We start from the raw sequence: 12478 nt of genomic DNA, 5'->3' as shown, positions 1-12478 counted from the left end.
GGGGCAGGGGCAATGAAAAGAGCCTCAGAGCAGTTTGAACCCGTAACCGCGTACCGCAAGATGGGTGAGGATGACAAAGACGGATGTCAGCAGCAGGCAGCCCAGCAGCGACGGCCAGAACCCGAACCGGGTGATCAGGAAGGGAAAGGCCGCGAACATCGGCAGGGTGGGCAGCACGTAGATCAGCGTATAGGCCGCGTGGTTGCCCAGTTTTTCCACGCTGGCCCCTTCGGCATATAGCCAGATCAGCGCCAGCACCGAGGTCAGCGGCATGGCCGCGATCAGCCCGGCCAAAGGGCCGGAGCGCTTGGCCACTTCGGTCACGATCACGATGATCACGGCGGTCAGCAGGGTTTTGACAATAAGGAATGCCATGCCATCAGACTGGGGCGCTTGGGGGAAGCTGTCAAATCCTGTGATGTGATGTCTGTCACTTCCCAAAATGTCGCACATATGCTACTTTGGTCTCATTAACCCCAGTTGACTTCTTTGCCTGCCGGAAAAGTTCCGGCGCCGCGATTTTGGCGGCCCATCGTGTTTTTGCGAAAGGAATAGAATGATGAAGACCAATATCTGTTACGCCGCCCTTGTGTCCTTTGCGCTTGCCGCCTCCGGCGCCGGAGCGGGCGGCATGGACGGGCGGACCGGCCCGGAAACCATGACCGGAAACCAGCTTGATATCGCGCTCATGCATCTCAATGACCACCTTCAGGCGCGTTACGCCCAACTGGACATGCTGGCCCAGCTTGATGCCGTTCCCGCGCAGGACTTTGTCACCGTTGCTGTGGCCTCGGCCGCCACACCGCTGGATCAGGTGATGCCGGAACAGGGCGCGTTCGGCTATGAGATTGGCGATGGTGCGTCGCTCATGCTGCATTTGGCGAGCTTCAACGAAGAGCGGGTCACGCGGGGCGATGATCTGTTCATTCGCATCGCGCGCGCCGAGACCGGCAAGCTGCCCGGGTTTGGCGAAATCGCACGCGACAATTTCGCGGGCTTCGGCACCGGCCCGATCATGAACGACCCGACACTGGATGCGGGCATGGCCGCGCTGCACAAGGGGCTGCGGGAATTCGAAGAACGCGCCGCGCTTCTGGAACAGGCGGTTCCGGCCATCACCGGCGCGTCATTCGACACTTATATCGAGTCGCTTCGGTTGTTCTGATCGTTTTGCACGGACGTTGGTGAGTACTGTCGGCGCGCGTCAATGCGCGCCGATTTCCAGTGGCAGCCAGCAGCAGCCGTCGAGGAACCGCTCATCCTCGCCCGTGCGCAGGAGCTGGATCAGCGCATAGCCATAGGTCCGGTCGCTCATCCCGTCCGAGCAGCTCTGTGCGCGAATGACTGACATTGCGCCCGCGCCCTCGGTGGTAAAGCGCAGGGCCAGCGGAAAGTCGGGCCGCCCCGAGGCCACGCGCGCATCCAGCAGGTCCATGGACAGGGTCGTACCGGAAATATCCGAATAGGTGGCATTGTCACCTGACAGGCGCAGCGACCAGAAAGGCTCGGTCCCGCCGCAGAGCAATCCCCGTGGCAGGGCGGTGTCTGCAATCATTGGCACCGCGTCGGGTTCCATGAAGCGCATGGAGACCCAGCCATTGCCCTCTTCCCAGATAATCTGGCCCCAGCCGTTGTCCTGCGTGATCACTTCGACTCCCGTCGCGTCATGGGGCAGGTCGCCAATGTCGGCGCTGCTGCCATCGGGGGCCTCGCGCACGTTCAGCGTGTCATCGGACGCCACCCCGGTGACGCGGAAATAGCCTGGATCGGCAAGGGCAGGGGTGGCGATGAGGCAGGCAAGAGCAAGACAGCGAAACATGAAATCGGCTCCGATTCTGGGCGAATGCAAATTGTCAGGTTTCATGCTACCATGAGGCGCGCGATTTTTATTTCAGTTTTCAGCGTCACTGTATTTTCGACGCGGATCTTGCTGCGCCTTACGGATTTGAGTTTGGCGCGGCGTCTTGAATGGCGCGGTAAAAGTTAAATTCAAACAAGGAGTTATCGAATGGGTAAGCAATCGAGATTTGACGAAATGACATCGGAAAGGGGTATGCGGGTCAAGGTGGGCAATGGCGAGGTCATCACCGTGCGCGCCGATGGTCGCGGCACGATTACCCTGCAAAGCACGTTGAACCCCGATCACGGCGGACTTGGGAGTTTCGAGATCACCGGGCTGGAGCCGCGCGCAGCGGCGGCCAAGAAGAAAGGCTTCTGGAAAGGGCTTTGGGACAAGATCAAGAAGGTCGCGGGCGATGTGCTGGATGCGATCACGGTGCCGGTGTTTGGCTATAAATGCCGGCCCGATATCAGTGTGGACCTGAAGGATCAGGTGTTCACGCTGGGGATTTCCTGCAAGGAAGCCTGACGGCCCTGCCGGGCCGGTCAGTTCATTCCCATTCGATCGTGCCCGGCGGTTTCGAGGTCACGTCATAGGTCACGCGGTTGATGCCCTTGACCTCGTTGATGATACGCGTGGCGGTCTCGCCAAGGAAGTCGTGGCTGAACGGGTAATAATCCGCGGTCATGCCATCGACGGAGGTCACGGCGCGCAGCGCGCAGGCGTAATCATAGGTGCGCCCGTCGCCCATCACGCCCACGGTGCGCACGGGCAGGATGGCCACGAAAGCTTGCCAGATTTCATCATAGAGCCCGTGCTTGCGGATCTGGTCGATATAGACCGCGTCCGCCTTGCGCAGGATCTCCAGCTTTTCGCGGGTGATCTCGCCGGGGCAGCGGATGGCAAGGCCGGGACCGGGGAAGGGGTGACGCCCGATGAAAGAGGCGGGCAGTCCAAGTTCGTGGCCAAGTGCGCGGACCTCGTCCTTGAACAGCTCGCGCAAGGGTTCCACCAGTTTCAGGCCCATCTTTTCCGGCAAGCCGCCGACATTGTGGTGTGACTTGATGGTGACCGACGGCCCGCCCGAGAAGCTGACCGATTCGATCACATCGGGGTAGAGCGTGCCTTGGGCGAGGAATTCGGCATTCTCGATCGTGTCGGCATATTTCTGGAACACGTCGATAAACAGCCGCCCGATGGTCTTGCGTTTGACCTCGGGGTCGCTGACGCCCTCCAGCTCGCCCAGGAACAGGTCGGATTCGTCGGCGTGAATCAGATTGATGTTGTAGTGATCGCGGAACATCGCGACCACTTCCTCGGCCTCGTTGAGCCGCAGCAACCCGTGGTCCACGAACACACAGGTGAGCTGATCGCCAATCGCTTCGTGCAGCAGGATCGCGGTGACGGATGAATCCACGCCGCCCGACAGACCACAGATCACCTTCTTGTCCCCCACCTGTTCGCGGATCTTGGCAATCGCCTCTTCGCGATAGGCGCCCATGGTCCAGTCGCCCTTGAACCCGGCGTCACGCACGAAGTTCTCATAGAGCGTCTTGCCGTTGGGCGTGTGATGCACTTCGGGGTGGAACTGCACCGCATAGAAGCGGCGCGAAAGGTCTGCGGTGATCGCAAAAGGCGCGCCGGGAGAGGTGCCGTACACCTCGAAACCCGGAGCGATTTCAGAGACATGGTCGCCATGGCTCATCCAGACCTGTTCACGGCCGGAGCCGTCCATGAACCAACCGGTGAGGAAATCCGCACGCGTCTCGGTCGGGCTCACATAGGCGCGGCCGAACTCGGCCGTGGCATGTTCACCAGCCTCAACCTTGCCGCCAAGATCATGCATCATCACCTGCTGCCCATAGCAGATGCCAAGGATCGGCACGCCAAGATCATAGACCGATTTCGGCGGGCGGGGCGAGCCCTCGCGCATCACCGAATCCGGGCCGCCGGAAAAGATCACGGCCTTGGGCGCGAACTCGGCCAGAAAGCCGTCAGTGACATTCTGGTAGGGGTGAATTTCGCAATAGACGTTCAGTTCCCGCAGGCGACGCGCAATCAGCTGCGTGACCTGAGAGCCGAAGTCGATGATGAGAAGGCGGTCATGGGTATCGGTGCTCATGGCCGTCTGTTAGGCGCAGGGCGGCAAAAGCGCAATATGTGATGCGATCCCGGGGGCGTTCATCCCATGGAATCGGCCTGTGCCTTGCCGCGCTTCAGGCTGCGCTTGATGTCTTCGCGATAAGACCAATACGCCAGCCCCGCCCATGTCAGCACATAGACCAGGCCGATTCCGATGATCACCTCGCCGGGAAGCGGTCCCACATCGGCGCGGCGGATCAGCTGCTCAAAACTTTCCACCGAGGTCGGATGCACCATCAGCTTGCCGATAAAGGCCAGCGACTGGATCAGCAGGATCCACAGGTAATTGCGCCGGATGCGCCGCCCGGTCGCGATCAACAGGCCGACATGGTAGTGCGGCTTGAGGTAATCCTGCGCCAGCACCTTTTGCCAGTTCTCTTCGAGATGCAGATCACCCTCGTCCAGCATGGGGGCGTAGAAATGAGTCTCAAGCCAGCGGCACCGCGCGCGCCAGACATTGAAATAGCGATAGCGCCGCGCCTCCAGCATCAGGAACAGGATAATCAGCACGCCGACCAGAACCAAAGGCAGGGGTGAGGCATCGGGCGAGGCAAAGGAAATGGACAGCGCCACGCCCAGTGTAACCACGGCCCAGTTCGTCGTGGTGTCGAGCCGCGTGCGCCAGATCGTGCTGCGATACACCTCGCCGCGATACAGGTGGGCAATGGCCGTGATCTCGGACGAGGTCAGCGACTTGCGGGTCTTTTGTGCTTCCAGCGCCAGGCCGTCCTCTGTCATGTCACCGCCCATTCTGAACCCGTGCCCCCATCATGCACGGTCCGTGCCCCCGGGTCAAAACCCGTTTGCCTTGAAATGACACAATAAAAAGGGCCGGTCGCAGGCGGCGACCGGCCCTTGATTGCGCAGGAGCGCGTTGGCTCAGAAGTTGAAGGTCACGCCGAACTCGATGGTGGTGAAATCGACATTGACGTCTGTATAGGTGACGTCGGTATCGAAATCCTGCTCATCAAAGTCATGCCGGATCACGGCGGCCCGGAAGTTCCAGTTCTGGGTGACCATCTGTTCGAAGCCCACACCATAGAGAAGTCCGCCGACACTTCTGGTTTCGCCGTTCTCACCGATTGGCCCATCTGTATAGGCGTAGATGTCGGCATTCGCCGCGCCGAGCGTGGCGTAGATCAGCGATTTTGGCGAGATGAGGTAACCGGCGCGCGCACGGATCGAGCCGAAACTGTCGATGTTCACGCCGCAATCAAAGGCCGGGTTCACGCATTCCTCAGCGCCTGCGATATCGCTCCAGTTGTAGTTCAACTCGGCGCCGAACACCATGTTGTTGGACTGGAAATTGTAGCCCAGAACGATGCCCGCGGCGCCGCCTTCCAGCGAGCCTTCACCGTCGCCGGGGAAGTTCGTGTCATTGCCGAAAACCCCGGTGCTATGGGACAGCACGAGGCCGCCATAGGGACCATTCCAGTCGGCGATAGGCGCCTGGACAACCGGTGTGGCGGCTGGCGCCGGGTCGTAATTGGCGGCCAGGGCAATGTTGCCGGTAGTCATCGCGATGGCCGCGATCGCCGTTGTTGACAGTAATTTCATTTCGCACTCCCACATTCAATTTTGGTTCAATGCGTCAAGCCTAACACATTGGGCGGGTTATCACCAAATGCCTGACGCGGCGCTGGTCCCGTTAGGGTTGCAAGTTGCTTCGCCGTTTGGGCCATTGGCACGTTGAGCACGATCACTGTCGCGATCTCCGTGCTGCATTTGCGGCCCTGAACAAAGCCCCCTGCGCTCCGGGATAGGGCCATTATGCTCCGGGATAGGGCCATTATAGGGTGGTTCGCCCGCCGGGACTTTGACATGGCGCAGAATGCATGTCGTTTTTGCCTCTCAAGGGGCGCAAATCACCAGCGATCCCCGCGCGCCATTGGGTATTTCTGCCCTACCAACGGGGCCAGCATGACAAGATGGGAGGCCTCACGTGTTTGCATGAGGGGAAACCATGGCAGAAGCAGCAACCCGCAGACGCAGCCGCGGCGGAGGCGGCGCAGCCCGCCGTGCGGCCCGGTCCGCCGTCAGCTTTGAAACCGCGAAATATATCGAGCGTAACATTCCGCTCTTCGAGGTTCTGAACGAAGAAGCGCTTGAGATCATCGAGACTAACGCGGAAACGATTCTCGAAGAGGTTGGGGTCAACTTCGTGGAGAACCCGGCAGCGCTGGAGCGCTGGCGCGAGGCAGGCGCAGATATTGACGGCGAACGCGTGCGCATTCCGCGCGGGCTGGCCCGCAAGCTGTGCGCCACCGCGCCGTCGCGTTTTACCCAGCATGCCCGCAACCCCGAACGTTCGGTCGAAATCGGTGGCAATACTCTGGTGTGCGCGCCGGTCTATGGCCCTCCCTTCGTGCGCGACATGGCTGGCGGTCGCCGCTATGCGACGATGGAAGATTTCCGCAAATTCGTGAAGCTGGGCTATATGTCGAAATGGCTGCACCATTCCGGCGGCACGGTCTGTGAACCCACCGATGTGGCGGTGAACAAGCGGCATTTCGACATGCTGCACGCCCATATGACCCTGTCGGACAAACCCTTCATGGGCTCGGTAACCGAACCCAGCCGCGCGCAGGATTCGGTCGATATGTGCGAAATCCTGTTCGGCAAGGACTTCGTGCAGGACAACACGGTGATGACGTCACTCATCAACGTGAACTCGCCCATGACCTTCGACGATGTGATGATGGGCGCGCTGGAAGTCTATGCCAAGAACAACCAGGCCTGCATCATCTCACCCTTTATCGTGGGCGGCGCGATGGCGCCGGTCTCGGTCGCAGGCACGCTCACGCAGGTCATGGCCGAGGTTCTGGCAGGGATCGCCTATTCCCAACTGATCCGCCCCGGCGCGCCGGTGATCTTTGGCGCTTTCGTAACCTCGATCGACATGGGATCGGGAGCGCCGACATTCGGCACGCCGGAGGCGTCTCATATCCTCTATGGGGCGGGACAACTGGCGCGGCGCATGGGGCTGCCGTTCCGGTCGGGCGGCGGGCTGTGCGGCTCGAAACTGCCCGATGCGCAGGCGGCCTATGAGACCGCGCATACCCACAACGCGGCGCTCTTGGGCGGCGTGAACTTCATGCTGCATGCCTGTGGCTGGCTCGAAGGCGGGCTGGTGTCGTCCTTTGAGAAATTCGTCATGGATGCCGATCAGCTTGGCGTGCTGCACCATCTGGCGCGCGGCGTGGCTTATGACGAGAACGCCCAAGCGATGGATGCCATCCGCGAGGTCGGGCCGGGCGGGCACTACCTTGGCTGCGCTCACACCCAGTCGAATTTCCAGAACGCGTTCTGGAAGACCAATGTGCTGGATTACAAACCCTTCGAGACATGGGACGAAGAAGGCGCCAAGGACACCATGACGCTGGCCGCGGACCGGGTCGAACGGATGCTGGCGGATTATCAGCAGCCGGCGCTTGACCCAGGCATCGCCGAGGCGCTGGCGGGCTATGTGGCCGAGCGCAAGGCGTCGATGCCTGACGCCTTTACCTGATCCCGGTTCACAGACAAAGAACAAGCCGCGGCGCAGTGACCTGCCCGCGGCTTTTTCATTTTGCGGCGCGCAACAGGCGCGCTTCGCCCATCAGCGCAATCAGCACATCCACATGGCGCGACACGGAATAGGCTGCGCTCTCGGTCAGCCGCGCGGTATTGAGCTCCGCCTCGATCTCCATCAGCCGCATCATCGCCGGAGCACTGCGGCGCGGGGCCGAGATCCCGAGAATGCGCGCCAGATGCAGATCGCGGCGATACTCCTCCACGCCGTGCCGCGCCGCGCGGATCAACAGGCGGGGACGGCGCAGGTTTTGCAGCATGGTCATCAGATCGGTCATTGTCCGGTCTCCCGTTCAGGTGAGTGAAGCCCGGACCATTGCACAACCCGACGGGGTGTTGCGCAGAGCGGCAATCAGAGTACGTGCCCGTCAGAAATGTTTATCTTTTGGAAACAATGATGGCGATTGTTGATCTCTGATTAACATACGGGTAACCAAATCGCCTTTAGGTTGTGGAAAAGTCAGGGGATAAGTCAGGAAACGGTCCAGTGCTGCAAGACGACATTCAAAGCTATTCCAGTTTGGTCAATGTAACTCCAGCGGGTGTACGATGGCCCGACTGGGTGCCGCGCGACGCGGCGCACTACGTGCATCATGTGGAGCTTGGTCTGTCACTGCGGGAATTGGCGCGGCTGTCTGGCTGTCATCCGTCCACGATCCTGCGCCAGGTGCGCCGGATCGAGAACCGGCGCGATGATCCGCTTGTGGATGCGGCCTTGCGGCGTCTGGGGCGGGTCGTGCAACCGATGGCGAAGGACAAAAAGGATCGTTCGACCATGAGCGCGCAAACCTCAGATCAGATTGAACCGACCGATGATGACACCTTTCTGCGCGAGGCCTGCCGCATCCTGCGCAGCCTGTGCGAACCCGGTGCGCTTCTGGCGGTGGTGCCGGATATGGAGAAAGCGGTTGTGGTGCGCGACGGCGCGGATGGCACGACCCGCCGGATCGCCGTTGTCGATACCGAGATTGCCAATGCCATGGCGCTCAAGAACTGGATCAAATGCGATACCAAGGGCCGGATTGCGCGCTACCGCATTTCCGCGCTGGGCCGGTCCGAGATGCCGCGCCTGTTGTCCGAGGTCATGGGCAACGCAGGGCGCGGGCCGGGCCTGGCTGAGGCGCCCGCATCGTTTCAGGGCAAGGACCCGGTGCCGCCGCAGGATGACCCGGAGCGGGCCGAGCGGCGCATCCGCTATTCCGCACCGGAGACCCCGCTCAATGGGCTGGCCCGGCGGCGGGACAAGACCGGAAAACCCTTTCTCGATCATGCGCTTGTGGCGGCCGGGGAACGTCTGCGCGAGGATTTCGAACTGAGCCAGATGGGCATGTCGATCACCCAGAACTGGGACCGTCTGATGACCGGGCGGGTGGATGGCGGAGCCCAAACCGGTGATCGCAGCTTTGGTCCGGGCGCTGCGCGGGATCGCGTGACCCGGGCGCTGAATGATCTGGGTCCGGGACTGGGCGATGTGGCGCTGCGCTGCTGCTGCTATCTCGAAGGCTTGGAGTCGACCGAGCGGCGCATGGGGTGGTCCGCCCGATCCGGCAAGATCGTGCTGCGCATCGCGTTGCAGCGTCTGGCGCGGTTCTATGATCAGGACCCGGACGGCTCTGCGATGATCGGTTGATAGGCGGGGCTTGTGGTATTCCTTGGGTGTGATAGCTCCCCCTTATGAATATCACGCTGCGCCAGCTCGAATATCTCAAGGCCCTTGTCCAGCACCGCAATTTCCGGCGCGCGGCTGAGGCCTGTCATGTGTCGCAACCCGCCCTGTCGGTTCAGATCAAGGCGCTGGAACAGGAATTCGGCGGCCCGCTGGTGGAACGCCTGTCACGAGATGTGATCCCGACACCGCTGGGACGGCGGGTGCTGGAGGTGGCGGGGCGTATGCTGGCTGATCTGGCCGAACTGGACCAGATCGCCCGCAGCGGGCAGGGCGGGGGCGGCACGCTGACCCTTGGCGTGATCCCGACGATTGCGCCCTATTTCCTGCCTGATGCACTGGCGGCACTGCGCGCGCGGGACATCGCGCTGGATGTGCAGGTGACCGAAGCCAAGACCGCGCGGCTGGCCCGGATGCTGGGCGATGGGACGCTGGATGTGGCGGTCATGGCCTTGCCGGTCGAGGCTGACCGGCTCACGGCGGTGCCCCTGTTCGAGGACCGGTTTCTGCTCGCAGGCAGCGCGGTACGGCTGGAGCAGGTCGACCGCTCTGAACCGCTGACGCCTGACCGGCTCAACCTGCGGCACCTGATGCTGCTGGAAGATGGGCACTGTCTCACCGATCAGGCGCTTGAGGTCTGCGGTCAGGGGCGCGGCCATCCCCAGATCAACATGGGGGCGTCGTCGCTCTCGACCCTGTCGCGGCTGGTGGCGGCGGGGTTCGGCGTGACGCTTATGCCCGAAATGGCCGCACTCTCCGAGGCCCAGGCCGCCCCCGACATGCGCCTGTGCCGCTTCACCGTGCCCGAACCCGCCCGGATTATCGGCCTCTTTCGCCGCGATACCGGCCCGCAACCGGAGTGGTTCGGCGATCTGCAGAAGCTGCTGACAGGGGTGGGTGAAAAGCTGGTCCAAAGGGCGCGCCATGAGCTACGTCGGAGCTAACACCGCTCCGAGCGCTGTATCTGCAACGAGCCACGTTGCGTGGTTTTGGGGATGCGCGACAGCATGACAGGTTTGCCAGACTGGCATAGCTCGTTGCAGACGCCTATGTTATGAGCACCCAACCGAACCCAAGTCGCGGGGAAAATATCGTGCGAGACCTCAAGATCCCGGAACAGCGCCACCCTGAAAAGGCGCATCGCCCGGACAATGCCCAGCCCAAGAAACCGGACTGGATTCGCGTCAAGGCACCCGGCGGCGAGGGCTATAACACCACCCGCAGGATCATGCGCGAGAACAACCTCGTGACGGTCTGCGAAGAGGCGGGCTGCCCCAATGCGGGCGAATGCTGGTCACAGGGTCACGCCACCATGATGATCATGGGCGAGATCTGTACCCGGGGCTGCACCTTCTGCAACATTGCCACTGGCAAGCCGCAGAGCCTCGACGCGTTCGAGCCGGGCCGCGTGGCCCATGCGGTGGAAAAGCTGGGGCTGAACCATGTGGTGATCACCTCCGTGGACCGCGATGACCTTGAGGATGGCGGGGCCGAACATTTCGCCCAGACGATCCGCGCCGTGCGGCACCGCTCGCCCGATACCACGATCGAAATCCTGACACCCGATTTCCTGAAATGCGCCCCCGAGGTGCTGGAGATTGTGGTCGAGGCGAAACCGGACGTGTTCAACCACAATCTGGAAACCGTGCCGGGCCTCTACCCCGAGGTGCGCCCCGGGGCGCGCTATTTCCATTCCCTGCGCCTGTTGCAGCGGGTCAAGGAACTGGACCCGTCGATCTTTACCAAATCCGGCATCATGGTGGGCCTTGGAGAGGACCGTCAGGCCGTCATGCAGGTCATGGATGACATGCGCGCCGCAGACGTGGATTTCCTGACCATCGGTCAATACCTGCAACCGACGCCGAAACACCATGCGGTGGACCGGTTCGTGCATCCCGATGAGTTCGCGAGCTACGAAAAGGCCGCCTATGGCAAGGGCTTCCTGATGGTCTCGGCCACGCCGCTGACGCGCTCGTCCTATCACGCGGGCGACGATTTCGCCCGTCTGCGCGCCAACCGCGAAGCGAAACTCGCCAAGCTCTGAGCTTTGGGGGGCAGGGTTGATCCGCCGCATCTGGCGTTCGCCCGGATGTGGCAGGGGAATCGTGTCTCGTCATCCGAAATGAGTGGAGTGCCCCAAACCTTGCGGTGCCGTTGTGCCGAGGTCGAACAGAGCGCATATCTCACGGATTCCAAGCAGTGTTTCGGCTTGTTTGCGAGTCAGGCAAGGAAGCGCGGAAGGGCCATTCAGAGCCGTGTCGCCGGGCGCTGATGAAAATGCCCTGGTCAGGCGGCGACGTTCCAGTTCGGACAGCCCTTCGACAACCATAGGTGTCAGAGGAAGGCTCTCAACCGCCATGCCTTCGGCCCGGACAAGAACGTGGCGTTCACAAGCAAAATGATACCAGATAGGGCGTTTCCGGCCACGCATCAGGCGGATACCGGGCAAAACGGTCAGGGCCTTGGCGGGGGCCAGTGCCGGCCCTGAAAGCAGCCCGTCGAACTGTCCCAGACCTCCCAGCAACACGCGGTGATTGGGTGAGAGCACGAGATCGCGCTCAGGGAGGCCATCGCCCAGACTGCCTGCTCGGATCAGCACCGGTATGCCGGATCTGGGGCCGCCCGCATCCAGATCAACCTCGCTGCGCCTGATCCAGCGGATCGGCTGGACCTGGCCGTCGAGCGTGCAGACAGGATCGCCCCCACGTAAGTCCTCGACCGGGCGCGGACCATCCGGTGTCGCGATTCGTGTTCCCGGTGCGAAGCAGGGCACAACACCCGGGTCGGGCGCGCTGTTGGTCTGATACGTGGCCCCGCCATCGGTCGTGCGCAACGACGAATTCGGGTTCGTTGCCGAGCCGATGGGTTCAGACGTCGCGCCCGTGGCAGCCCCCTCGGTGCTGGTGACCTGATTGCTTCCGAATGAAACGAACTGGACGAGCGTTCCGGTCTCATCCACCAGCGCGACAGCCTGGTTGCTGAGAAGGTCGGAAAAACCAGGATTGGTCTGGTCGATCACATAGGCTGCATGTCCGGCATAGACGCCCACAGGTTGCCCCAGATCATGCGTGGACAGGATCGTGCTATCATTTCCATAGACCACGACCGACCAGCCGCTCAGGTCCAGCTCCTGTTCGGCACCGATTTCGATCATATCGGCGGTGACGTCGCCACCATAGACGATTTCGGAAATATAGGGTGTCTGCCACTCAGCCACGATGCCGGTCCTGGTTCAGGATGTTCATGTCGGTCGTTACTCA

The 12478-nt window shown here is 61.8% G+C and carries 13 protein-coding genes; 6 read left to right on the top strand and 7 right to left on the bottom strand.

Annotated elements, in window-relative coordinates:
* Positions 1–24: 24 nt before the first annotated feature.
* Complete coding sequence (locus PGB28_RS00860; protein ID WP_271419575.1) at positions 25–375, bottom strand: DUF3147 family protein; 351 nt, start codon at positions 373–375, stop codon at positions 25–27.
* Between the two features lie 184 nt (positions 376–559).
* Here PGB28_RS00860 and PGB28_RS00855 point away from each other — a divergent pair, with 184 nt between their 5' ends.
* Positions 560–1165, top strand: a complete 606-nt coding sequence (locus PGB28_RS00855; RefSeq protein WP_271419574.1) for a hypothetical protein — start codon at positions 560–562, stop codon at positions 1163–1165.
* 39 nt (positions 1166–1204) lie between these two features.
* Here the strand turns inward: PGB28_RS00855 and PGB28_RS00850 are convergent, their stop codons facing one another.
* The gene (locus PGB28_RS00850; protein WP_271419573.1) at positions 1205–1819 is read right to left on the bottom strand and encodes a COG3650 family protein; all 615 of its coding nucleotides are present in this window, start codon (positions 1817–1819) and stop codon (positions 1205–1207) included.
* A gap of 189 nt (positions 1820–2008) precedes the next feature.
* Between PGB28_RS00850 and PGB28_RS00845 the strand changes: the two genes are divergently transcribed.
* Positions 2009–2368 (top strand): hypothetical protein, encoded by a 360-nt coding sequence (locus tag PGB28_RS00845; RefSeq protein ID WP_271419572.1) that lies wholly within the window; start codon positions 2009–2011, stop codon positions 2366–2368.
* Positions 2369–2390: 22 nt separating this feature from the next.
* On the opposite strand, the gene guaA is transcribed toward PGB28_RS00845, so the two are convergent.
* The 3 genes from guaA to PGB28_RS00830 all read right to left on the bottom strand — a co-directional run bounded on the left by guaA (position 2391) and on the right by PGB28_RS00830 (position 5539).
* Complete coding sequence (gene guaA, locus PGB28_RS00840) at positions 2391–3962, bottom strand: glutamine-hydrolyzing GMP synthase (protein ID WP_271419571.1); 1572 nt, start codon at positions 3960–3962, stop codon at positions 2391–2393.
* Between the two features lie 59 nt (positions 3963–4021).
* Positions 4022–4720, bottom strand: coding sequence for a DUF2270 domain-containing protein (locus PGB28_RS00835; RefSeq protein WP_271419570.1), 699 nt, complete (start codon positions 4718–4720; stop codon positions 4022–4024).
* A gap of 141 nt (positions 4721–4861) precedes the next feature.
* Positions 4862–5539 (bottom strand): outer membrane protein, encoded by a 678-nt coding sequence (locus PGB28_RS00830; RefSeq protein ID WP_271419569.1) that lies wholly within the window; start codon positions 5537–5539, stop codon positions 4862–4864.
* A 406-nt stretch (positions 5540–5945) separates the two neighbouring features.
* On the opposite strand from PGB28_RS00830, the gene PGB28_RS00825 reads away from it, so the two are divergent.
* Positions 5946–7490, top strand: coding sequence for a trimethylamine methyltransferase family protein (locus PGB28_RS00825; protein WP_271419568.1), 1545 nt, complete (start codon positions 5946–5948; stop codon positions 7488–7490).
* 55 nt (positions 7491–7545) lie between these two features.
* On the opposite strand, the gene PGB28_RS00820 is transcribed toward PGB28_RS00825, so the two are convergent.
* The gene (locus PGB28_RS00820) at positions 7546–7830 is read right to left on the bottom strand and encodes a DUF6477 family protein (RefSeq protein ID WP_271419567.1); all 285 of its coding nucleotides are present in this window, start codon (positions 7828–7830) and stop codon (positions 7546–7548) included.
* 209 nt (positions 7831–8039) lie between these two features.
* Between PGB28_RS00820 and PGB28_RS00815 the strand changes: the two genes are divergently transcribed.
* The 3 genes from PGB28_RS00815 to lipA all read left to right on the top strand — a co-directional run bounded on the left by PGB28_RS00815 (position 8040) and on the right by lipA (position 11262).
* Positions 8040–9182 (top strand): DUF6456 domain-containing protein, encoded by a 1143-nt coding sequence (locus tag PGB28_RS00815; RefSeq protein ID WP_271419566.1) that lies wholly within the window; start codon positions 8040–8042, stop codon positions 9180–9182.
* 44 nt (positions 9183–9226) lie between these two features.
* Positions 9227–10162, top strand: a complete 936-nt coding sequence (locus PGB28_RS00810; protein ID WP_271419565.1) for a LysR substrate-binding domain-containing protein — start codon at positions 9227–9229, stop codon at positions 10160–10162.
* A gap of 149 nt (positions 10163–10311) precedes the next feature.
* Positions 10312–11262, top strand: coding sequence for a lipoyl synthase (lipA, locus tag PGB28_RS00805; protein WP_271419738.1), 951 nt, complete (start codon positions 10312–10314; stop codon positions 11260–11262).
* 69 nt (positions 11263–11331) lie between these two features.
* On the opposite strand, the gene PGB28_RS00800 is transcribed toward lipA, so the two are convergent.
* Positions 11332–12435 (bottom strand): Hint domain-containing protein, encoded by a 1104-nt coding sequence (locus tag PGB28_RS00800; protein ID WP_271419564.1) that lies wholly within the window; start codon positions 12433–12435, stop codon positions 11332–11334.
* Positions 12436–12478 lie beyond the last annotated feature (43 nt).

The sequence above is a fragment of the Primorskyibacter aestuariivivens genome, from assembly GCF_028023675.1.
GTDB classification, from domain to species: domain Bacteria; phylum Pseudomonadota; class Alphaproteobacteria; order Rhodobacterales; family Rhodobacteraceae; genus Marinovum; species Marinovum aestuariivivens.
This window is presented reverse-complemented; position numbering and strand designations above follow the sequence as displayed.